Origin of the sequence: Micromonospora sp. NPDC023644 (assembly GCF_040640115.1) — a bacterium.
Taxonomy (GTDB): domain Bacteria; phylum Actinomycetota; class Actinomycetes; order Mycobacteriales; family Micromonosporaceae; genus Micromonospora.
Window position 1 is genome coordinate 1 of record NZ_JBFABA010000079.1, and the last position, 20595, is coordinate 20595.

Below are 20595 nucleotides of genomic sequence, written 5' to 3' on the forward strand. Positions count from 1 at the left end.
GGGCGGGGCCGGCGCCGGGGGGGGGGGCCCGGTGGCCCGCCGGCGGGGGGGGCGGCCCTCGGCGCGGGGCCCCGCCCCGCCGAGGCGGTGACGGGCCCCGGGCCGCTCAGGCGGGCAGCTGCCAGACCTGGTTGGCGCCGCCGAAGCAGTCCCAGATCTGCAGCCGGGTGCCGTCGGCGGAGCTGTTGTCGGTGGCGTCGAGGCACTTGTTGGCCTGCGGGTTGCGCAGCGTGCCGTTGGACTGGGCCTGCCAGACCTGGGCGCCGGTGCCGTTGCAGTCCCACAGCTGCACCTTGGCGCCGTTGGCGGTGGAGCCGCTGGCCACGTCGGCGCACTTGCCGAGGGCGCGCAGGGTGCCGTCGGTGCCCACCGTCCAGTTCTGGGCGGCGGTGCCGTTGCAGCCGTAGAGCTGCACGGCGGTGCCGTTGGCGGTGGAGGCCGCCGCCACGTCGACGCACTTGCCGCCGATCCCGGTGATCGGGCCGGTCCGTCCGACGGGCGGCGGGGTGGTGCCGCCGGTGGCGGTGTCGTAGATGGCGCTGACGAGGGAGGTGGCCCCGGTGGTGTCCTGGCTGAGTTCCCAGTTCATCATGCCGCCGGCGTTGGCCATGGCCCACTGGGTCTTGCGCTTCACCGTCGGGATGCCGTTGTAGCACTGCTGGGTCCCGCCGACCGTGGTGCAGTCGCGGTTGGCGTTGGCCGGGTCCATGGCGACCAGGGAGGCGTAGGTGTGGTAGCCGGGTCGGCTGTAGAACGGCACGCCGAGCACCGCCTTGCGGGCGGGCAGGCCGCGGGACTTCCAGTAGTTGACGGCGTTGATCGACCAGTCGTAGTTGGCGTGCGGGCTGCCGCCGTCGTACGCCATGATGTTGAGCCAGTCCACGTGGCCGAACACGGCCGGCTGCACGCCCTCGGCGTACCAGCCCTCGGAGACGACGGCGGCGGTGAGCAGCTTGCCCCGGCTGTGCAGGGCACCGGCCAGCTGCTGCATCAGCGCCGTGTAGTTGGTGGCCGAGGCGCCCGGGTCCGGGTACTCCCAGTCCATGTCGACGCCGTCGAGGTTGTACTGGTTGACGAAGTTGACCACGTTGTTGACGAACGCCGTACGGCTGCCCGCGTTGGCGGCGAGCGCCTCGAAGGCCGAGTCGTCGCCGTTGTTCCAGCCGCCGATGGCGATCGACACCTTGACGTTGCTGGCATGGCCGCGGGACACCAGCTGGGAGAGCTTCGCGGGGTTCTCCACCGGGCGGAGGGTGCCGTCGCCGTTGGGCAGCACGAACGCGTAGTTGACGTGGGTGAGCTTGCCGTACTGCACGGCGTTGACGTCGCCGGACCAGGACGGCAGGTAGCCGACGCTGCGGAAGTCGTTGGGCAGCACGGCGGCCTGCGCGGGGGCGGGGGCCAGCGTGAGGGTGGTGGCGGCGGTGGCCAGGGTGAGCAGGCCGGCGGCGAGGGCCGACCTGAGGCGGGACAGCGATGAGGGCATCGGGGCCTTCCCGTGGGCGGGTTGCGGCCGTGCCGCCCGCGCCGGCGGCCGCAACGATCAGGCGCCGTGCGCGGGCGTACGGGTGGGGACGGGGTGGAGATCCTCGAGGCAGCCAAATCCTAAGGAGTGTTAACTGTGTCGTCAACGATGATGTTCGATGAATAGGCGGCGTTTCGGGCGTGCCGGGCGGGCTGGGGTCGCCCCCGAACGACCGTTAAGCTGACCGGGTGGGATCCGACGAGCTGTATCCGCCCCGGCGGCTGACCGACGCCCAGCGCGCCACCGCCGCCGCGGGCCTGGACGCGCTGCTGCTGACTCCCGGCTCCGACCTGCGCTACCTGACCGGCTACGACGCGCACGAGGGGGAGCGGCTGACCTGCCTGGTGCTGCCCGCGCAGGGCGAGCCCACCCTGATCGTGCCCACCCTGGAGCGGCCCGCCGCCGAGGCGTCCCCGGCGCCGGCCACCGGCGTACGCATCGTCGACCACGCCGACGGCAGCGACCCGTACCCGCTGCTCGTCGCCGCGCTCGGCGGACCGGTGGCGGCGGTCGGGCTGGCCGACCGGATGTGGGCCGAGCAGGTCCTGGCCCTGCGCGCGGCGCTGCCCGGCGTCGCCCAGCGGCTGGCCTCCGAGGTGCTGCGCGAGATGCGCCTCCGCAAGTCGCCGGCCGAGGTCGCGGCGCTGGCCGAGGCGGGCGCGGCGATCGACGCGGTGCACGCGCGGATGGGGGAGTGGCTGCGACCGGGCCGCACCGAGGCGGAGATCGGCGCCGACATCGCCGCGGCGATCCGGGCCGCCGGCCACGTGAGCGTGGACTTCGTGATCGTCGCCGCCGGTCCGAACGGCGCCAGCCCGCACCACGGCACCTCCGACCGCCCGATCGGCGCCGGCGAACCGGTCGTCGTGGACATCGGCGGGACGATGCCGTCGGGCTACCGCTCCGACTGCACCCGCACCTACGTCGTCGGTGCCCCCGCGCCGGCCGAGTTCGTCGACTACTACGCGGTGCTGCACGCCGCCCAGCGGGCCGCGGTGGCCGCGGTCCGCCCCGGGGTCACCGCCTCCGACGTCGACGCGGCAGCCCGGGAGCCGATCGCCGCCGCCGGCTTCGGCGCGGCGTTCCTGCACCGCACCGGCCACGGCATCGGCCTGGACGGCCACGAGGAGCCATACGTGGTGGCCGGCAACGCCCGCCGCCTGGAGCCGGGGATGGCGTTCTCCGTCGAACCGGGCATCTACCTGGCGGGCCGGCACGGCGCCCGCATCGAGGACATCGTCGTCTGCGCCACGGACGGCGTGCAACGGCTCAACACCATCCCCACGGAGCTCATCGCGCTATGACTGTCGACCGGATCCTCCCCACCGACGAGGCCCACGACCTGCTCGACCTCGCCACCGAACTCGCCGACCGGGAGCTCGCGCCCCGGGCCGCCGGGTTCGAGGAGCGCGCGGAGTTCCCCCGCGAGGTGCTGCGCACCCTCGGGCGCGCCGGCCTGCTCGGCCTGCCCTACCCCGAGGAGTACGGCGGCGCCGCCCAGCCCTACGAGGTCTACCTCCAGGTGCTGGAGATCCTGGCCGGACGCTGGCTCGCCGTCGCCGAGGCGGTCAGCGTGCACACCCTGTCCTGCTACCCCCTCGCCCAGTTCGGCACGGACGAGCAGCGCAAGCTGCTGCCCGACATGATCGGCGGGGAGTTGCTCGGGGCGTACTGCCTGTCGGAGCCGCAGGGCGGGTCGGACGCCGCCGCGCTGACGACCAGGGCCGTGCGCGACGGCGACGCCTACGTGGTCGACGGCACCAAGGCGTGGATCACCCACGCCCGGGTGGCGGACTTCTACGACATCTTCTGCCGCACCGGCGGCCCCGGCCCGAAGGGCATCTCCTGCCTGCTGGCCGACCGCGCCACGCCCGGCATCGAGCCGCAGGCGGCCGAGCGGACGATGGGGCTGCGCTCCTCCCCGGTGGCGCAGATCGCCTTCGACTCGGCCCGGGTGCCGGCCGAGCGGCTGATCGGCGGGGAGGGGGCGGGCTTCACCATCGCCATGTCCGCCCTCGACTCGGGGCGGCTCGGCATCGCCGCCTGCGCGGTCGGGCTGGCCCAGGCCGCGCTGGACTACGCGGTCGGCTACGCCCGGGAGCGGCAGCAGTTCGGCAAGGCGATCATCGACTTCCAGGGACTGGGTTTCACCCTCGCCGACCTGGCCACCCAGATCTCCGCGGCCCGGGCGTTGACGCTGGCCGCGGCCCGGCTGCGCGACGCCGGCCGGCCGTACTCGATCGAGGCGGCGAAGGCGAAGCTCTTCGCCACCGACGTGGCGATGCGGGTGACCACCGACGCCGTGCAGGTGCTCGGCGGGGCCGGCTACGTGGCCGACCACCCGGTGGAGCGCTACATGCGCGAGGCCAAGGTGCTCCAGATCGTCGAGGGCACCAACCAGATCCAGCGGCTGGTCATCTCGCGGGCCCTGGCGAAGGGCTGACGGACGGCCGCCCCGCCGGCGCGGCACGTGTGTCGCGTCGCGCCGGCGGGCCGCGTCGTCGCCGGGAAGCGGTTTTCCCGGTAGGTTGCACGCCGTGGAGGAGATCGACCGTGCCATCATCGCCGCGCTGACCGCTGACGGCCGGCTGTCGTACACGGATCTGGCGGAGAAGGTGGGCCTGTCGGTCTCCGCCGTGCACCAGCGGGTGCGCCGCCTCGAGCAGCGCGGTGTGATCAAGGGGTACGCCGCCCGGGTCTCCTTCGAGGCCCTCGACCTGCCGCTGACCGCGTTCGTGGCGATCCGGCCGTTCGATCCGTCGCAGCCCGACGACGCGCCGGAGCGGCTGGCCCACCTGCCCGAGATCGACTCGTGCTACTCGGTGGCGGGGGAGGACTTCTACCTCCTGCTGGTGCGGGTGGCCAGCCCGGCCGACCTGGAGCGGCTGCTCCAGGAGATCCGGACGGCGGCGAACGTGACCACCCGCACGACGGTGGTGCTGTCGACGCCCTACGAGAACCGGCCGCCGAAGATCAGTGCCGAGCCCCAGACTCGGGCGCGTTCGCGGGCGCCGGGGGAACCGGCTGGTTCCAGCGCAGGATGACCTGACGGCCGTGCTCGTGACCGAGCACGCTGAGCGTGGCGGTGTCCAGCCGTAGCAGCCCGCCGGCGGACGGCGGCAGGCCGATCCAGCGGGCGCCGAGCACGCGCAGGCTGTGGGCGTGCCCGACGAGGGCGACGGTGCCCCGGTCGAGCAGCGGGTGGACCCGGGCGAGCACCCGGTCGAGGCGCTCGCCGACCTGGTTCGGGGACTCCCCGCCGGGGCAGCCGTCGGTCCAGATGGACCAGCTGGGGTGGTCGTCGCGGATGTCGGCGGTGGTGCGCCCCTCGTACTCGCCGTAGTTCCATTCGGCCAGGTCGTCGACCGTGCCGGTGACCGTGAGGCCGGCGAGGCGCGCGGTGTGCACAGCCCGGGCGCGGGGGCTGGTGAGGACCGCGGCGAAGCGCCGGCCGGCGAGGAACCGGCCGAGGGCGCGGGCCTGCCGTTCGCCGTCGGGGGTGAGGTGGAGGTCGGTGTACGAGGTGTGCCGTCGGGTGGCGCTCCACGTGGTCTCGCCGTGCCGGATCAGCAGGATCTCTCCCATTCGTCCAGTCAACCAGAAGCCCCTTCCCACCGTTCACCTAGTGTCCTAGGATGCCCTAGCGGGTGTGCGGTCCGCCACCACGGCACGAACACGTTTCCCGCGACAAGGCCCGGGCACCGGATCGGCGAGGGCCGGGGAAGGCCCGGCCCGTGCGGAGGAGGCGACATGGGCTTCACCGACAAGGCGAAGAACAAGGTCGGCCAGCTGGCCGGCGCCGCCCGGCAACGGTTCGGCGGCGCCACCGACAACGAGCGGATGCGCGGGGAGGGTGCCGCGCAGCAGAGCGACGCGCGCGCCCGGCAGGCCGGGGAGCACCTCAAGGACGCCGGTCGGGACGTGAAGGACGCCTTCACGAGGTGATCCGTGGGCGACGTGGCGACCCTGCCGGGTGGCCACGTCGCCGGAGAGGTGTCTCGCGGGCCCGCCCGGCCCGGGAAACGCGTCACCCCCGGGCCGTGGTCGGCTCCGGGGGTGACGGCGTGCTGGTGGTCAGTCGTTGCGGTGCTCGGCCCACCACTGCTGCCCGGTCTCGGGCAGGGTGTCGATCGGGTCGTAGTAGGCGTGGCGCTTGTTGAGCGCCTCGGCGTCGGCGGACTCGATGGAGGTGCGGTAGTTCTTCGTCCAGTACGAGATGCCGCGGTCGCGGTCGTACTCGGTGAGCATGTGCACCCAGCGCTTGCCGACGAAGGGGACGTCGCAGACGATGCGCGGGGTGGCGTAGCCGGGCAGGTAGCCCATGATGTCGTGCTGGAGCTGCTGGGCGTGCCAGACCGGAACCCGCCAGTGCTCGGCGTTGGGGATCATGTCGCACATGTAGAAGTAGTACGGCAGGATGCCGGCCTCGCCCTGGAGGGCGAAGCAGAGGTCGAGCAGGTCGGGGGCCGTGGCGTTCACGCCGCGCATGAGCACGCCCTGGTTGCGGACGTCGCGTACGCCGACGTCGAGGGCGGTCTGGGCGGCCCTGGCGACCAGCGGGGTGAGCGACTGGGCGTGGTTGACGTGGGTGTGGATGGCCAGGTTGACGCCGCGGCGGGCGGCGGTGCGGGCGACCCGTTCGAGGCCCTCGACGACGTCGGGCTGGAGCCAGTGCTGGGGCAGGCCCATGAGGGCCTTGGTGGCGAGGCGGATGTCGCGGATGGTCTCGATCTCGAGCAGCCGCATCAGGTAGGACTCGAGGTTCTTCCACGGGACGTTGGCCACGTCGCCGCCGGAGACGACGACGTCACGGACGCCGGGGTGGGCCTTGAGGTAGCCGATGTGGGCGTCGTAGCGGTCGACGGGCTTGAGGGTCAGCTTGAGCTTGTCGACCGCGGGGGTGGAGTTGCCGACGAGGTCCATGCGGGTGCAGTGTCCGCAGTACTGCGGGCAGGTGGAGAGCAGCTCGGCGAGGACCTTGGTGGGGTAGCGGTGGGTGAGGCCCTCGGCGACCCACATGTCGTGTTCGTGCAGGGAGTCGCGGCTGGCGTACGGGTGGGAGGGCCAGTCGGTACGCCGGTCGGAGGCGACGGGGATCATGTAGCGCCGGACGGGGTCGGCGAGGAACGCCTCGGTGCTCATCGGCGCGAACGGCACCATGGTGTTGATCATCTGCGGCGGCACCAGCATGGACATGGTGGCCAGGGCCTGCTGGTCGGCCTCGAGGTCGGCGTAGAAGGTCTCGTCGACCCCGTCGCCGAGGACGGTGCGCAGCTGCTTGATGTTCTTGACGCAGTTGACGCGCTGCCACTGGGCGTTCTCCCACTGGTCGCGGGTGACGTGCCGCCAGCCGGGGAAGCGGGTCCAGTCGGGTTCGACGAGGGGCGCGCGGCGGTACTCGTAGGGCTGTCCGGCGGTGGGGACCGCGACCGGCGCGGAGCGGGGCGCAGGCAGGGTCTCCACCGGTTGGGTCTGGGTCACGGCCCCTCCTCGATGTGGTGCGATTGATCAGCGACCCCGAAGGCTACTGGAAAATATTCGGTGAAGAAATTAGTCTGCCGGAAGTTTTCCCGCTACGCGAGCCCTGGCCGGGGCTTCGAGCGGCATGACAGGGGAGGTCGGCGTGACGTCACCGGTGGGTCTGCACCGCGTTGTCGAACCGGCGGGGGTGCTGCCGCAGGCCGCGTGGCGGCTGGACGCGAGTCCGGAGATCGCGCCGAACGAGGTGCGGATCCGGGTGGAGCGGCTGAACCTGGACGCGGCGAGCTTCCGGCAGCTGTGGGAGAAGCACGGCGGCAACGGCGACGCTGTGCGCGCCGAGGTGCTCCAGATCGTGTCCGCCCGGGGCAAGATGCAGAACCCGGTGACCGGCTCTGGCGGGATGCTGATCGGCACGGTGGAGGAGGCGGGGCGGCGTTCCCCGCTGGGGTTGAAGGCGGGGGAGCGGGTGGCGACGCTGGTGTCGCTGACGTTGACGCCGCTGACGATCCTCGACGGCCTGGCCCGCTGGGACGGGCGCAGCGAGCAGGTGCCGTGCGACGGGTACGCGATCCTGTTCGCCCGGTCGATCGCGGCGGTGCTGCCGGCGGATCTCGATCCGCAGTTGTCCCTGGCGGTGCTGGACGTGTGCGGGGCGCCGGCGCTGACGGCGCGGGTGGTGTCGCGGTACGTGGCGGAGCGGGAGCGGGCGGGGGATCCGGCGCCGGTGCGGGTGGCGGTGATCGGTGGCGCGGGCAAGAGCGGGTCGCTGTCGCTGGCCGCGGCGCGTGGGGCGGGTGCCGCCCGTACGGTCGGGGTGGTGCCGGTCGTGGCGGAGCGCGACGCGCTGGCGGCGGTGGGCCTGGCGGACGCGGTGGCGTTGGCCGACGCCCGGGATCCGGTGGCGTTGTCGTCGGCGGTGACGACGGCGTTGGGGGCGCCGGCGGACGTGACGGTGGTCTGCGTGGACGTGCCGGGCTGTGAGCACGGTGCGGTGCTGGCGACGGCGGATGGCGGCACGGTGGTGTTCTTCTCGATGGCGACGAGTTTCGCGGCGGCGGCGTTGGGGGCGGAGGGCCTGGCGGCGGACGTGACGATGCTGGTGGGCAACGGTTACGTGCCGGGGCACGCGGAGTTCGCGTTGGGTCTGCTGCGGTCGGAGTCGGGGGTGCGGGCGTTGTTCGAGGCGCGTCTGGCGGCAGACTGATGGTCATGACGAACCCCTCGACTCTGTACCGCGGCGGGACGCTGCACTGCCCGGCCGATCCGAGCGCGACGGCTCTGCTGGTCACCGACGGCCGGATCTCCTGGCTGGGGGTGGACGCGGACGCGCCGGCCGCCGACCGGGTGGTGGATCTGGACGGGGCGTTGGTGACGCCGGCGTTCGTGGACGCGCACGTGCACGCGACCGACACGGGGTTGGCGTTGTCGGGGCTGGACCTGTCGGCGGTGCGCTCGGCGGCGGAGCTGCTGGACGCGGTGGCGGGGTTCGCGGCGGGGTTGCCGTCGGACGCGGTGGTGCTGGGGCACGGCTGGGACGAGTCGAGCTGGTCGGTGCCGGAATTGCCGGACGCGGCGGCGTTGGGCCGGGCGGCCGGGGGGCGGCGGGTGTACCTGTCGCAGGCGTCGATCCATTCGGCGTTGGTGTCGGTGGCGTTGCTGGCGGCGTGTCCGGAGGTGGTGTCGGCGGCGGGGTACGACGCGTCGGGTTGGTTGCGGCGCGACGCGCACCACGTGGTGCGGGCGGCGGCGTTCGCGTCGGTGACGCGGGCGCAGCGGGTGGCGGCGCAGCGGGCGGCGTTGGCGCACGCGGCGTCGCTGGGTATCGCGGCGGTGCACGAGTGTGGTGGTCCGGAGATCTCCGACGAGGAGGACTTCACGGGGCTGTTGGCGCTGTCGGGTGACGGGGTGGCGGAGGTGTACGGCTACTGGGGTGAGCTGCTGGGTGCGGCGCGGGCCCGGGAGCTGGGTGCGGTGGGGGCGGGGGGTGACCTGTTCGCCGACGGGGCGTTGGGGTCGCGTACGGCGCACGTGTCGCGGGACTACCTGGACGGTGACGGGGGCTGTGGGCACGGTTACCTGAGTGCGGAGCAGGTGCGGGATCATCTGCTGGACTGTGCGGCGCACGGTGTGCAGGGTGGGTTCCACGCGATCGGTGACGCGGCGATCTCGACGGTGTTGGCGGGGTTCGCGGGGGCGGCGGAGAAGCTGGGCACGGACCGGGTGCGGGCGGCCCGGCACCGCATCGAGCACGCGGAGATCATGAACAAGCGGTTGATCGCGGGGTTCGTGGAGTACGGGATCGTGGCGAGCATGCAGCCGGCGTTCGACCGGTTGTGGGGTGGTGCGGGTCGGATGTACGAGTCGCGGCTGGGGTTGGACCGGTCGTTGGAGTCGAATCCGGTGGGGGCGATGCACGGCGTCGGGGTGTCGTTGGCGTTCGGGTCGGATTCGCCGGTGACGCCGCTGGACCCGTGGGGTTCGGTGCGGGCGGCGGTGTGGCACCACAGTCCGACGCAGCGGATGAGTGTGCGGGCGGCGTTCGCGGCGCACACCCGTGGCGGGTGGCGGGCGGTGCGGATGGACAGCGAGGGCGTGTTGGCGTTGGGGGCGCCGGCGACGTTCGCGGTGTGGTCGACGCCGGCGGGGGTGGACCGGGGGTTGCCGGTGTTGTTGGCGGCGGATGTGGAGGCGCGCGGTCCGCAGGACCCGACGCCGCTGCCGGTGTGTCGGCGCACGGTGTTGCGCGGTGACGTGATCTTCGAGGAAGGGTCTTCGTGAGCGAGCGAACCATCGGTACGGCACGGGGGGCGCGTGGCGCCGTCGCCGGGCGGAGTGGGGTGACGGTGTGACGGGCAAGCTTGACCTGGATGCGCGGCTGGTGGCGCGGGCGCGGGAGTTGGCGCGTCGCGCGGGGCAGCCGGTGGTGGATCTGGCGCGCAGCCACACCACGGTGTCGGTGGAGCGTGCGGTGCTGCGGCTGGCGGGGGTGAGTGGCGCCGATCCGGACGGGATTCCGTGGGTGAACCGGCTCGTGGACGCGGTGGTCGCGGACGTGGGGTTGGGGCACGGGGTGGCGTTGCCGGTGTTCGACGCCTTGCTGCGTGAGCAGGTGGGCGACGTGACGTTGCTGGCGCAGAAGGCGGCGGCGGGGTCGGTGCGGTTCGAGCGGCCGACGGGTAAGGCGGCCACGGCGGCGCGGAAGGCGGCGCGGCGGGCGGTCGGGGCGGGGATCCGGGCGATCGACCGGCGGCGGGCGGAGCGGGACCGGCTGGTGAAGCGGTTCGGGGATCCGAAGCAGCGGCCGTGGATCTACCTGATCGTGGCGACGGGGGACATCTACGAGGACATTCCGCAGGCGCAGGCGGCGGCGCGCGCGGGTGCGGACGTCATCGCGGTGATCCGTTCGACGGGGCAGTCGTTGCTGGACTACGTGCCGGAGGGGGCGACGCGGGAGGGGTTTGCGGGCACGTACGCGACGCAGGAGAACTTCCGGTTGATGCGGGCGGCGTTGGACCAGTCGTCGAGGGAGTTGGGCCGGTACGTGCGGCTGACGAACTACGCGTCGGGTCTGTGCATGCCGGAGATGGCGACGTTGGCCGGCCTGGAGCGGCTGGACATGATGTTGAACGACTCGATGTACGGGATCCTGTTCCGCGACATCAACCCGATCCGGACGTTCGTGGACCAGCGGTTCTCGCGGCAGGTGCACGCGCGGGCGGGGATCATCATCAACACCGGTGAGGACAACTACCTGACCACCGCGGACGCGGTGGACGAGGCGCACACGGTGACGGTGTCGCAGTTGCTCAACGAGTTCTTCGCGCACGAGGCGGGGTTGGCGGACTGGCAGCTGGGGTTGGGGCACGCGTTCGAGATCAATCCGGACGTGCCGGAGTCGTTCCGGCTGGAGTTGGCGCACGCGTTGCTGGCGCGGGAGTTGTTCCCGGACGCGCCGTTGAAGTGGATGCCGCCGACGAAGCACATGACCGGTGACGTGTTCCGGGGGAACCTGCTGGACGGGTTCTTCAACCTGGTGGGGACGATGACCGGTCAGGGGATCCTGCTGGTGGGGATGATGACCGAGGCGGTGGTGACGCCGTGGTTGTCGGATCGGGACATCGCCCTGCAGAACGTGCGGTACGTGCTGGGCGCGGCGGGTGGGTTGCACGAGGACTTCGTGCCGGCGCCGGGCGGGTTCATCCAGCAGCGGGCCAACCGGGTGCTCGGTGAGGCGGTCGACCTGCTGGAGCGCATCGGTGAGCAGTCGCTGCTGACGGCGATCGCCGAGGGCACGTTCGGGATCATGAAGCGGCCGGCGGACCGGGGCAAGGGGTTGGCGGGGGTGGCCGCGCACGAGGCGGACTACTTCAATCCGGCCATGGAGATCCTGGAGGCGCCGGCGGTGGCGGGTGGAGAGGTGGCGGGGGCGTGAGCGCCGTCGAGGCCGGCGGGGACGCCGGGAAGAGGATCGTCCGGCCGTACGGGGACACCACCGGTGACGGCATGGTGCAGGTGTCGTTCACGTTGCCGGTGCCGCACGACAAGCGGGCCGAGGGCGCGGCGGTGCAGTTGGCGAACAAGATGGGCATCGACCCGGCGATGCTGGTGCACGCCAAGCCGATGGGTGACGGGTTCACCTTCTTCGTGGTGTACGGGCGGGTGAACCATCTGGTGGACCTGTCGGCGGTGCAGGTGGTGGAGCGTGACTTCCCGCTGTTGTCGGCGAAGGAGGTCAACGCGGTGGTGAAGCAGCGGTTGCGGCGCAAGTTGTCGGTGGTGGGGGCGTGCATCGGCACGGACGCGCACACGGTCGGCATCGACGCGATCCTGAACGTCAAGGGCATCGCCGGGGAGAAGGGCCTGGAGTACTACCGGGAGTTGAAGGTCACGAACCTGGGTGCGCAGGTGAGTGTGCCGGAGCTGGTGGAGGCGGCGCGGGTGGAGCGGGCCGACGCGGTGCTGGTGTCGCAGGTGGTGACGCAGCGCGACGCGCATCTGCACAACACGCGGGAGATGTCGGCGGCGTTCCGGGAGGCGATGCCGGCGGGGAAGCGGCCGCTGCTGATCGTGGGTGGGCCGCGTTTCGACGAGACGATGGCCGGCGAGTTGGGCGTGGATCGGATCTTCGGCCGGGGGACGACCCCGGGTGAGGTGGCGAGTTACCTGGTGCACGCGTTGATCACGGAGAAGAAGGCGAAGGCATGAGTGATTCCCGGGTGGGTCTGACGGTCGTGCACCGGCGCTACGTGCCGTATTCGCACGCGCACTACGCGGGCAACCTGGTCGACGGCGCGTACGCGTTGGGGTTGTTCGGGGACGTGGCGACGGAGGTGTGCATCCGTACCGATGGTGACGAGGGGTTGTTCGCGTCGTACTCGGACGTGCAGTTCCGCGCGGCGATGCGGGCGGGTGACGTGTTGGAGGTGACGGCGACGGTGACCCGGGTGGGTACCCGCAGCCGCACGATCGACTTCGTCGCGCGGGTGGTGTGTCGGGGTCGTCCGGATCGGGGGGAGTCGGCCGCGGAGGTTCTCGAGGAGCCGATCGTGGCGGTCACCGCGACCGGCACGGTGGTCGTTCCGCCGGTGGCGTGAGGTACGCGGTCTGCGCCGACGTCGGGTCCACGTACACGAAGGTGGCGGTGGTGGACCTCGACGCGGGCGCGTTGGTGTCGTCGGCGTCGGCGCCGACGACGGTGGGCACGGACGTGCTGCACGGCCTGGACGCGGCGGTGGCGGCGGCCACGGCCGGTCTGGCGGTGGGTGGGGTGCCGTGGTACGTGTGCTCGTCGGCCGGTGGTGGGTTGCGGTTGGCGGTCGTCGGTTACGAGCAGCTGGTGACCGCGCAGGCGGGTCGGCGGGTGGGTCTGTCGGCGGGCGCGAACGTGGTGCACGTGGCGGCGGGTCGGCTCGGTGCGGCGGAGCTGACGGCGTTGCGGGCGGCCCGGCCGGACGTGGTGCTGCTGGTGGGTGGCACCGACGGCGGTGACGCCGAGACGTTGACGCACAATGCGACGCGGTTGGCGAGGGCCCGCTGGCGGGTGCCGGTGGTGCTGGCCGGCAACGTCGACGTCCGTGACGGCCTGCACGCCGTGCTGGCGGGGGCGGGGGTGCCGGTGACGGTGGCGGACAACGTGCTGCCGCGCATCGGGGTGCTGGCGCCGGCGTCGGCGCGGGCGGCGATCCGGGAGGTGTTCCTGCGGCACGTGATCGGTGGGAAGCGGCTGTCGCGGGGGTCGCGGTTCGCGCGGCTGGTGCGGGCGGCCACCCCCGACGCGGTGCTGACCGGCGTGGAGGTGCTGGCCGACGCCCTGGGTGGTGATCTGGTGGTGGTCGACGTGGGTGGCGCCACCACCGACGTGTATTCGGTGCTCACGCCGGACGAGCGGGCCACCGGGCCGGGGCGGGAGGTGGCGGGGTCGCTGTGGCGGGCCCGCACCGTCGAGGGGGACCTGGGGATGCGGTGGAGCGCGCCGGGGGTGGTGCGGGCGGCCGTGGAGGAGCGGTTGCTGAGCGACGCGGAGCGCGACGGCCTGGCGGCGGGGGCGGCGGTGCGTGCCGGCGATCCGGGGTTCCTGCCGTCGGGGGACGCGGACCGGGCGGTGGATGCCCGGATCGCAACCTTGGCGGCGACGGTGGCGTTGCGCCGGCACGCGCGTGGGGCGGCCACGGGGGAGCGGGCCGGGCGGGACCTGCGCGACGTGCGGCTGCTGGTGGGTTCCGGTGGGGTGCTGCGGCACGCGGCGGCGGCGGACGCGGCCGGTGTGCTGGGTGCGGTGCTGGCGGATCATGCCGGTGGGTGGCCGTTGCCGCGCGCGGCCCGGCCGGTCGTCGACGTCGACTACGTGCTGGCCGCCGGTGGGCTGCTGGCCGCCGAGCATCCTCAGGCAGCGGGGGCGTTGCTGCGTCGGCACCTGGGTACGCATTGAGACTCGCCGACGCGACACGCCGTGGTGCATCACACGACAGGCCCGGGCGGGTTGACAGCGGCGGGGGTGCACGCCGTACCGTCTTTGAGTCCTACTACGGGAAGCGGCTGTTGTTCGCTTCGTCCCTTCGTCCGCTGGCCGAGCGACATGTGAGCAGTGCGTCGCGGCGGCCAGGTCCAGCGGGCGGGGGTCGGCGGGGCGGCGCGAACCGGCCGCGGTTACCGGTGTACGGGCAGGGTGAGGTGCACGGCCAGTAGACAACGGCCAGGCGGGGGCAGCCAGTCCGCGTCGGGTCGGTCCGAAGGTCGGCGTAGCTCATTCTCGCCCCACCGGCCGGGAAGGGCCTGGGAGCATCGGGGCGCGGCGCGAGCCGCGCCCCGATTTGTGTTCGCGGCCTCTGCCAGGTGTGTGGCCCGGTGGGGCGGCGCCCGGCCGGCGGGTAGCCTTCGGCCCGTGATCGTGGGGAAGGTGCCGGCGGCGACCGGGGACGACAGGCGGCCCGCCGCCGGGCGGGCGGGGGCGCTGCCGTTGCCGGTGGCGGCGCCGATGGCGGTGCTGGCCGGGCTGGCGTTGCTGGCGGCGTTTCCCCCGTACGGGCTGTGGCCGCTGGCGCCGCTGGGGGTGGCGTTGCTGGCCGTGGCGACGCACCGGCGTCGGGTGCGAGCGGGCGCGGGGCTGGGGTTCCTGGCCGGGGTGGCGCTGTTCGCGCCGCTGTTGAGCTGGACGAACCTGCACACCGGTTACCTGCCGTGGCTGTTGTTGTCACTGTTGCAGGCCGGCTACCTGGCGCTGCTGGGTGCGGCGGGGGCGTTCGTGTCGCCGCTGGTGGACCGAACGCGGTGGGGTTGGCCGGCGGTGACCGGGGTGTTGTGGGTGGGGCAGGAGGCGCTGCGCGACCGCACCCCGTTCGGCGGGTTCCCGTGGGGGCGGTTGGCGTTCAGCCAGGGCGACTCGCCGCTGCTGCGGCTGGCCGCGCTGGGCGGCGCGCCGCTGGTGACGTTCGCGGTGGCGCTGGCCGGTGGGCTGCTCGGCGCGGCGCTGTGGCGGGCGTGGGAGTCGCCGCGGCGGTGGGCGCCGGTGGCGGCGCTGAGCGCGGCGGCGGTCGCGGTGCCCGTGGCGGGGCTGCTGGTGCCGGTGGCCGCCGCCGGTGGCGGCGAGAGCGTGACGGTGGCGATCGTGCAGGGCAACGTGCCGCGGCTCGGGTTGGACTTCAACGCCCAGCGGCAGGCGGTGCTGAACAACCACGTCGACGCCACGATCGAGCTGGCCGGGCAGGTGAGCGCCGGCACGCGGGAGCGTCCCGACCTGGTGGTGTGGCCGGAGAACTCCAGCGACATCGACCCGCTGCGCGACACCGACGCCGGGGCGCGCATCTCGCAGGCCGCCGACGCGGTCGGCGCGCCGATCCTGGTCGGTGCGGTGCTGCGTGGCCCGGGGGAGGGGCAGGTCCGCAACGCGGGGATCCTGTGGCGGCCCGGCAGCGGCCCGGACCTGGAGCAGCTGTACACCAAGCGGCATCCGGTGCCGTTCGCCGAGTACGTGCCGATGCGCGATCTCGCCCGGCTGGTCAGCAAGCAGGTCGACCGGGTGCGCGCCGATTTCGTGCCCGGCAGCGAGCCGGGGGTGCTGCGTGCCGGGGCGGCGGTGCTCGGCGACGTGATCTGCTTCGAGGTCGCCTACGACGAGGTGGTCCGCGACACCGTCACCGGCGGGGCGCAGCTGCTGGTGGTGCAGACCAACAACGCCACGTTCGACGTGGCCGAGGCGCGCCAGCAGTTGGCCATGGTGCGGCTGCGGGCGGTCGAGCACGGCCGGCCGGCGTTGATGGCCTCCACGGTCGGGGTGTCCGGGTTCGTTGCCCCGGACGGGCGGGTAAGCGACGCCACCGGGTTCAACACCCGAGCGGTCGTGGTGCGGCAGCTGCGGCTGGACGACGGGCGCACCCTGGCCACCCGGGTCGGGCTGTGGCCGGAGGTGGCGTTTGCCTCCCTGGCGGTGGTGGCCCTGGTCGGCGCGGCCGTGCTGCGCCGCCGGCACCACGCCGGGTGACACCAGCCGGTACGCCGGCGGAGGGGAAGCGACGGTGGGCGAGACGACCGGCACCCGACCGGACACCGGTCATCCGGGCGTGGGTCGGGTGCTCGTGGTGATCCCGACGTACAACGAGGCCGACAACGTGGCGCGGATCGTGGCGCGGGTACGCCGTGCCGCGCCGGCGGTGCAGATCCTGGTCGCCGACGACAACAGCCCGGACGGCACCGGCGCGGTCGCCGACGCCCTGGCCGCCGCCGACGCTGGGGTGCACGTGCTGCACCGCGAGGGCAAGCAGGGCCTCGGCGCGGCGTACCTGGCGGGATTCGCGTGGGCGCGTGAGCGCGGCTTCGACGCGGTGGTGGAGATGGACGCGGACGGTTCGCACGCCCCGGAGGACCTGCCCGCGCTGCTGTCGGCCGCCCGCGACGCCGACGTGGTGATCGGTTCCCGGTGGACGCGTGGCGCGCGGTTGGTGAACTGGCCGCTGCGGCGACTGCTGCTGTCGCGTTGCGGCAACCTGTACGCGCGGGTGGCGTTGGGCATGCCACTGTCCGACGCGACGGGCGGCTACCGGGTGTACCGGCTGGCGGCCCTGGACGAGATCGACCTGGAGTCGGTCTGCTCGCAGGGCTACTCGTTCCAGGTGGAGCTGTCCCGGTTGGCGCACCGGGCGGGGGCACGCATCGTCGAGGTGCCGATCACGTTCGCCGAGCGGGAGCGCGGCAGCAGCAAGATGAGCCCGCTGATCGTGGCGGAGGCGCTGTGGCGGATCACCGCGTGGGGGGTGCAGGATCGGCGGCTGGCGGTGCGGCGGGGCCTGCACGGCACCTCCACGGGTCAGGTGCGGTGGCCCTGAGCGGCGGCGTGTCATGCTGGACGGGGCGCCGGCGCCCGCGCGGGGCGACCGCGCCGCGGCGCCGCTGATGGCGGATGGGGTGAGATGCGCCGAGGACTGAAGTTTGTGCCGTTGGCCCTGTTGGCGGCGACGCTGCTGGAGCTGGTGGTGTTCGTCGCGGTGGGGCGCGCGATCGGGTTCGGCTGGGCGGTGCTGGCGGTGTTCGCTGCGTCGCTGCTCGGGCTGGTGCTGCTGCGGCGCGAGGGGATGCGCGCGTGGCGTGGCTTCCGGGCCTCCGTGGAGGCCGGTCAGCCGCCGGGCCGGCAGGTCACCGACGGTCTCGTCGGGCTGCTGGGGGCGCTGCTGCTGGCGATGCCGGGCCTGCTCAGCGGCCTGGTGGGGGTGCTGCTGCTGGTGCCGCCGGTGCGCCGCTTGACCCGCAACGGGGTGCAGCGGGCGGCGGAGCGGCGGGTGTCGTCGATGGTCGCCGGTGACCTGTTCGGGCCGCGCCGGGTGCGGGTGCGTCGCGGTGCGCCGCAGCCGGCCCCGCAGCCGGCGGCCGAGCCGACCGTCGTCGACGGGGGTCGGGCCATCGAGGGCGAGATCGTCGAGCCCGGCCGGAACTGACGCGGACACGACGGCGCCCCGGGAGCGGATGCTCCCGGGGCGCCGTGGCGTCCGGTGCGGCTTAGGCGCGGCCGCGGCGGGTGCGGACCTCCTGCAGCCGCTCGGCGAGGATGTCCTCCAGTTCGGCGATGGAACGCCGCTCCAGCAGCATGTCCCAGTGGGTGCGCGGCGGCTTGGCCTTCTTCTGCTCCGGCTCGTTGCCGTCGACCAGCCGGGCCACGCTGCCGTCGAACTTGCATTCCCAGGTCGTGGGGACCTCGGCGTCGACGGCGAACGGAACCTCGAACTGGTGGCCCTTGGCGCAGAGGTACTCGCGGGTCTGGCGCGGCGCGAGCTCCGTGTTGCGGTCGGATTCGTAGCTGACCGCGCCCAGACGGCTTCCGCGCAGCATACGCTCGCCCATGATCGACTTCCCCTCGTTCGTGGTGCTGGTCTTCTCGGTGTAACGGTCCGTTCCCGCCGGGCCATTCCCGCCCGGGGTGCCCGGGCGGACCTGCACAAGGGTAGCCGGCCATGCCAGCCGCCCGGCGGGGTCGCCCCGGGGCCGGGTCGGATGGGTGGAGTGTTTCCGCTGCCAACGGCGATGGTAGCCGCCCCGGCGCAGCGCGGGCGGCGATGGCCGGTGACGCGCCGCCCGGTCGCCGGGCGGGCGACGACAGCCAGGTCCGCATCCCCAAGTCCACGGCTGCGGGCACACGCCCCGGAGCTGGCCGACCGCGGTGGCCGGGTGCGCGCTTGCGCTTCCCGCGCGGCGGCTCAGGTCGCCGGGGTCGGTGGCAGCGGCAGCGGCAGGCCCGGCAGCCCGTCGATGCTGCGGGCGACGTGGTCCTTGCCGGCGAAGTAGTCGCTCAGCGACGCGTCGTCCTCCCGGGCGAACCGCTTGCCGTGCAGGTCCCGGTCGGCGTCGTAGGACATGAACGGCACCGCGTAGCCGCAGGTGTCGCGGATCAAGTCGGCGCGCACGACGATGATCGCCCGCAGGCCGTGGACGCTGGTGTCGATGTCCGGGAAGTGTGCCGCCAGCTCGCCCCAGCGGGGGTCGTCGCGGAACACCGGCTCGCCGCGCCCGTGCACCCGCACGATGTTCGGCGGGCCCTCGAACGCGCACCACATGAGCGTGATCCGGCCGTTCTCCCGCAGGTGCGCGATGGTCTCGGCGTTGCTGCCCGCGAAGTCCAGGTAGGCCACGGTGTGCGCGTCGAGCACCGCCCACGAGCCGCGCAGCCCCTTGGGGGACAGGTTGATGGTGCCGTCGCCCGACAGCGGGGCCGTGGCGGTGAAGAACAGCGGTTGGTCCTCGATGAAGGTGCGCAGGCGGCCCTCGATGCGCTCATGTGTCTTTCCCACCCGGGCATCATGACCCGCCGACGGCCCGCCCTGCTGCCCCGGGGCGCCGCCGTCCCACGGCGGCCACCGGCGCACCCGCGTGCCACCGGCGTACCCGCCACCGACGCCCTCGCCGCGGCGTCACCGGCCGGCTGAGCCGGGCAGGCGCCGCGTCGCTCGGCCGTCCGGCGCGCCTGCCGGTCGGGCGTGACAGCGGGCGTGGTCGGGCGTGACAGCGGGCGTGACCCGGGCCCCGACAGGAAGGGCGGCAGGGAGTTAAGAAAATTAAGATCCACATCTTCAAAATCAAGCAAAAGAAGGGTAGAACTTAATACATGACAGAGCGCGCGATGGACTGGCAGGAACTCACCAACCTGACCCGGGGCCAGCCGTTCGTCGTGGAGCGGGTGCGCCTGGCGGGCAGCGGCGTCGCGATCGAGGGCGAGTTCGAGCTGCCGCAACTGGCTCAGCTCAACGTCGAGGACCAGGTCTTCGTCACGGCGTTCGTGCGGTGCCACGGTTCGATCAAGGAGATGGAGCGGATCTTCGGGGTGAGCTACCCGACGGTCAAGTCACGACTGAACCGGATCACGCAGATGCTCGACTTCGTCGAGACCGATCCGGCGCCGTCGCGAGCCGACGTCATCGATCGGTTGCGCCGCGGCGAGATCACCGCACAGCAGGCGGTGTCCGAGTTGGAGGCCCGCCCGTGATGCCGCAGTCGGTGACCGTACGGGTCGAACGCCCGGCCGGTCGTCCCTTCCGGATCTGGATTCCGGTGCTCCCCGTCGCGCTCGTGTGCGCACCGGTCGTGGTCCTGGTCGTGCTGGTGGCGGCCGTGGCCTGCCTCGCGTACCGCGTCAGTGTGGTGCGCGCGCTCGGCACCGGTTGGCGCGTCGTCGCCGCGTTGCCCGGCACCCGGGTCGACGTCGAGCAGGGCCGCACGGCTGTGCTCGTGACAATCCGATAGGAGAGGTCCATTGAACGAACAGCGTAGGGACATCCTCGACATGCTGGCCGAGGGCAGGATCACCGCGACGGAGGCGGAGCAGCTCATCGCCGCGCTCGAACGGGACCAGCCGCTGGCGGCGTCGAGTCTCGACGCCCGCCCCAGGAACAGGGCGAAGTACCTGCGGGTGGTGGTGGACACCGTCGAGAACGGCGAGCCGGGGCGGGTCAACGTGCGGGTCCCGCTGCAGCTGTTGCGGGCCGGCGTACGGCTGGCGGCCCTGATCCCGCCGCAGGCACTGGGTCAGGCCAACGCCGAACTGAACAAGTCGGGCGTGCCGTTCGACCTGACGCAACTCAAGCCCGAACAGCTCGAGGCGCTCGTGGAGCACCTCGACGAGATGACCGTGGAGGTCGACCAGCCCGATGCGAAAGTACGTGTCTTCTGCGAGTAGCCGCCGTCGGAGTCGAAACGGACCCCTCGGGAGGGTGCGGGAACACCCTCCCGAGGCCGCGCCCGCTACAGCGGAGCGGTTGAACTGCGAATCTGAAGTCTAGCCGCGCGGCGGGCCGGGTCCACGTCGACACCGGCAGCGGCGAGGCCCGCACAGATCGTCCCGACGGCGTCTCGGGCGCCGGCCGGGCCGCTCAGCTGGCCTGCCGGGCGGAGCCGAGGTTCGCCAGCGCGGCGGCGAGGTGGCTGACCTGGTCGGCCAGTTGGGCCGTGCGCCGCTGCGCCTCGTCGCGGTCGGTCTCGGCGGCGCGCAGTCGTACGGTCAGGTCGTCGGCGCGGCCCTCGGCGGCGGTGGCGGCCTCCCGCGCGGCGGCCAGGTCGGCGCGCAGCGTGTCGTGCCGGGCGGCGAGGTCGGCCAGCTCCGCGCGGGCCTGCTC

Annotated in this window: 21 protein-coding genes and 1 pseudogene; 16 read left to right on the forward strand and 6 right to left on the reverse strand. The window is 73.1% G+C overall.

The genetic code is table 11. The features are described 5' to 3' along the window. Window positions 1-106: 106 nt before the first annotated feature. Window positions 107-1486 carry a glycosyl hydrolase family 18 protein gene (locus AB0G08_RS28630; protein ID WP_358093610.1) on the reverse strand — a complete coding sequence of 460 codons (1380 nt, stop codon included), beginning with the start codon at window positions 1484-1486 and terminating at the stop codon, window positions 107-109. Between the two features lie 227 nt (window positions 1487-1713). Here AB0G08_RS28630 and AB0G08_RS28635 point away from each other — a divergent pair, with 227 nt between their 5' ends. From AB0G08_RS28635 to AB0G08_RS28645, 3 genes are all read left to right on the forward strand, one after another. Beyond that, window positions 1714-2829, forward strand: a complete 1116-nt coding sequence (locus AB0G08_RS28635) for a Xaa-Pro peptidase family protein (RefSeq protein WP_358093613.1) — start codon at window positions 1714-1716, stop codon at window positions 2827-2829. Next, the gene (locus AB0G08_RS28640; RefSeq protein WP_358093616.1) at window positions 2826-3968 is read left to right on the forward strand and encodes an acyl-CoA dehydrogenase family protein; all 1143 of its coding nucleotides are present in this window, start codon (window positions 2826-2828) and stop codon (window positions 3966-3968) included. The genes AB0G08_RS28635 and AB0G08_RS28640 overlap by 4 nt, the downstream gene beginning before the upstream one ends. Before the next feature lie 94 nt (window positions 3969-4062). Next, a complete protein-coding gene (locus AB0G08_RS28645; protein ID WP_358093619.1) occupies window positions 4063-4569 on the forward strand; it encodes an Lrp/AsnC family transcriptional regulator in 507 nt (168 codons plus the stop codon). On the opposite strand, the gene AB0G08_RS28650 is transcribed toward AB0G08_RS28645, so the two are convergent. After that, window positions 4499-5110, reverse strand: coding sequence for a histidine phosphatase family protein (locus AB0G08_RS28650; RefSeq protein WP_358093623.1), 612 nt, complete (start codon window positions 5108-5110; stop codon window positions 4499-4501). The genes AB0G08_RS28645 and AB0G08_RS28650 overlap by 71 nt on opposite strands. A 165-nt stretch (window positions 5111-5275) precedes the next feature. Between AB0G08_RS28650 and AB0G08_RS28655 the strand changes: the two genes are divergently transcribed. After that, a complete protein-coding gene (locus tag AB0G08_RS28655; RefSeq protein ID WP_358093626.1) occupies window positions 5276-5470 on the forward strand; it encodes a CsbD family protein in 195 nt (64 codons plus the stop codon). A gap of 129 nt (window positions 5471-5599) precedes the next feature. Here AB0G08_RS28655 and AB0G08_RS28660 read toward each other — a convergent pair whose 3' ends face one another. Beyond that, on the reverse strand, window positions 5600-7006 hold the full coding sequence (locus AB0G08_RS28660) for a lysine 2,3-aminomutase (protein WP_358093629.1): 1407 nt from the start codon (window positions 7004-7006) through the stop codon (window positions 5600-5602). Window positions 7007-7130: 124 nt separating this feature from the next. On the opposite strand from AB0G08_RS28660, the gene AB0G08_RS28665 reads away from it, so the two are divergent. The 9 genes from AB0G08_RS28665 to AB0G08_RS28705 all read left to right on the forward strand — a co-directional run bounded on the left by AB0G08_RS28665 (window position 7131) and on the right by AB0G08_RS28705 (window position 17430). Then, on the forward strand, window positions 7131-8210 hold the full coding sequence (locus AB0G08_RS28665; RefSeq protein WP_358093632.1) for a zinc-binding alcohol dehydrogenase: 1080 nt from the start codon (window positions 7131-7133) through the stop codon (window positions 8208-8210). Window positions 8211-8215: 5 nt separating this feature from the next. Next, the gene (locus AB0G08_RS28670; protein ID WP_358093635.1) at window positions 8216-9784 is read left to right on the forward strand and encodes an amidohydrolase family protein; all 1569 of its coding nucleotides are present in this window, start codon (window positions 8216-8218) and stop codon (window positions 9782-9784) included. 67 nt (window positions 9785-9851) lie between these two features. After that, window positions 9852-11438, forward strand: coding sequence for a lysine 5,6-aminomutase subunit alpha (locus AB0G08_RS28675; RefSeq protein ID WP_358093638.1), 1587 nt, complete (start codon window positions 9852-9854; stop codon window positions 11436-11438). A 71-nt stretch (window positions 11439-11509) separates the two neighbouring features. Further along, a complete protein-coding gene (locus AB0G08_RS28680; RefSeq protein WP_358093664.1) occupies window positions 11510-12211 on the forward strand; it encodes an OAM dimerization domain-containing protein in 702 nt (233 codons plus the stop codon). Next, window positions 12208-12600, forward strand: coding sequence for a hotdog domain-containing protein (locus AB0G08_RS28685; protein WP_357876475.1), 393 nt, complete (start codon window positions 12208-12210; stop codon window positions 12598-12600). Before AB0G08_RS28680 ends, AB0G08_RS28685 begins: the two co-directional genes overlap by 4 nt. After that, window positions 12597-13934 carry a glutamate mutase L gene (locus tag AB0G08_RS28690; RefSeq protein WP_358093641.1) on the forward strand — a complete coding sequence of 446 codons (1338 nt, stop codon included), beginning with the start codon at window positions 12597-12599 and terminating at the stop codon, window positions 13932-13934. Before AB0G08_RS28685 ends, AB0G08_RS28690 begins: the two co-directional genes overlap by 4 nt. 408 nt (window positions 13935-14342) lie before the next feature. Further along, window positions 14343-15983, forward strand: a complete 1641-nt coding sequence (gene lnt, locus AB0G08_RS28695) for an apolipoprotein N-acyltransferase (RefSeq protein WP_358093644.1) — start codon at window positions 14343-14345, stop codon at window positions 15981-15983. Between the two features lie 34 nt (window positions 15984-16017). Next, the gene (locus tag AB0G08_RS28700; RefSeq protein WP_358093647.1) at window positions 16018-16824 is read left to right on the forward strand and encodes a polyprenol monophosphomannose synthase; all 807 of its coding nucleotides are present in this window, start codon (window positions 16018-16020) and stop codon (window positions 16822-16824) included. A gap of 84 nt (window positions 16825-16908) precedes the next feature. Continuing rightward, entirely contained in the window at window positions 16909-17430 is a 522-nt protein-coding gene (locus AB0G08_RS28705; protein WP_358093649.1) for an FxsA family protein, read from the forward strand. A 61-nt stretch (window positions 17431-17491) separates the two neighbouring features. On the opposite strand, the gene AB0G08_RS28710 is transcribed toward AB0G08_RS28705, so the two are convergent. Together AB0G08_RS28710 and AB0G08_RS28715 are read right to left on the reverse strand one after the other, a co-directional pair. Continuing rightward, window positions 17492-17833 carry an RNA polymerase-binding protein RbpA gene (locus tag AB0G08_RS28710; RefSeq protein WP_007460094.1) on the reverse strand — a complete coding sequence of 114 codons (342 nt, stop codon included), beginning with the start codon at window positions 17831-17833 and terminating at the stop codon, window positions 17492-17494. A gap of 353 nt (window positions 17834-18186) precedes the next feature. Then, window positions 18187-18777, reverse strand: coding sequence for a pyridoxamine 5'-phosphate oxidase family protein (locus tag AB0G08_RS28715; RefSeq protein WP_358093652.1), 591 nt, complete (start codon window positions 18775-18777; stop codon window positions 18187-18189). A 314-nt stretch (window positions 18778-19091) separates the two neighbouring features. On the opposite strand from AB0G08_RS28715, the gene AB0G08_RS28720 reads away from it, so the two are divergent. Genes AB0G08_RS28720 through AB0G08_RS28730 form a run of 3 tightly spaced genes read left to right on the forward strand, consistent with a single transcriptional unit; the run spans window position 19092 to window position 20159 of the window. Beyond that, entirely contained in the window at window positions 19092-19469 is a 378-nt protein-coding gene (locus tag AB0G08_RS28720) for a DUF2089 domain-containing protein (protein WP_358093655.1), read from the forward strand. Then, on the forward strand, window positions 19469-19726 hold the full coding sequence (locus tag AB0G08_RS28725) for a hypothetical protein (protein WP_358093658.1): 258 nt from the start codon (window positions 19469-19471) through the stop codon (window positions 19724-19726). The genes AB0G08_RS28720 and AB0G08_RS28725 overlap by 1 nt, the downstream gene beginning before the upstream one ends. A 10-nt stretch (window positions 19727-19736) precedes the next feature. Then, window positions 19737-20159 (forward strand): hypothetical protein, encoded by a 423-nt coding sequence (locus AB0G08_RS28730; protein WP_358093661.1) that lies wholly within the window; start codon window positions 19737-19739, stop codon window positions 20157-20159. Window positions 20160-20352: 193 nt separating this feature from the next. Here the strand turns inward: AB0G08_RS28730 and AB0G08_RS28735 are convergent. Continuing rightward, window positions 20353-20595: pseudogene (locus AB0G08_RS28735) on the reverse strand (hypothetical protein); the annotation flags it as partial.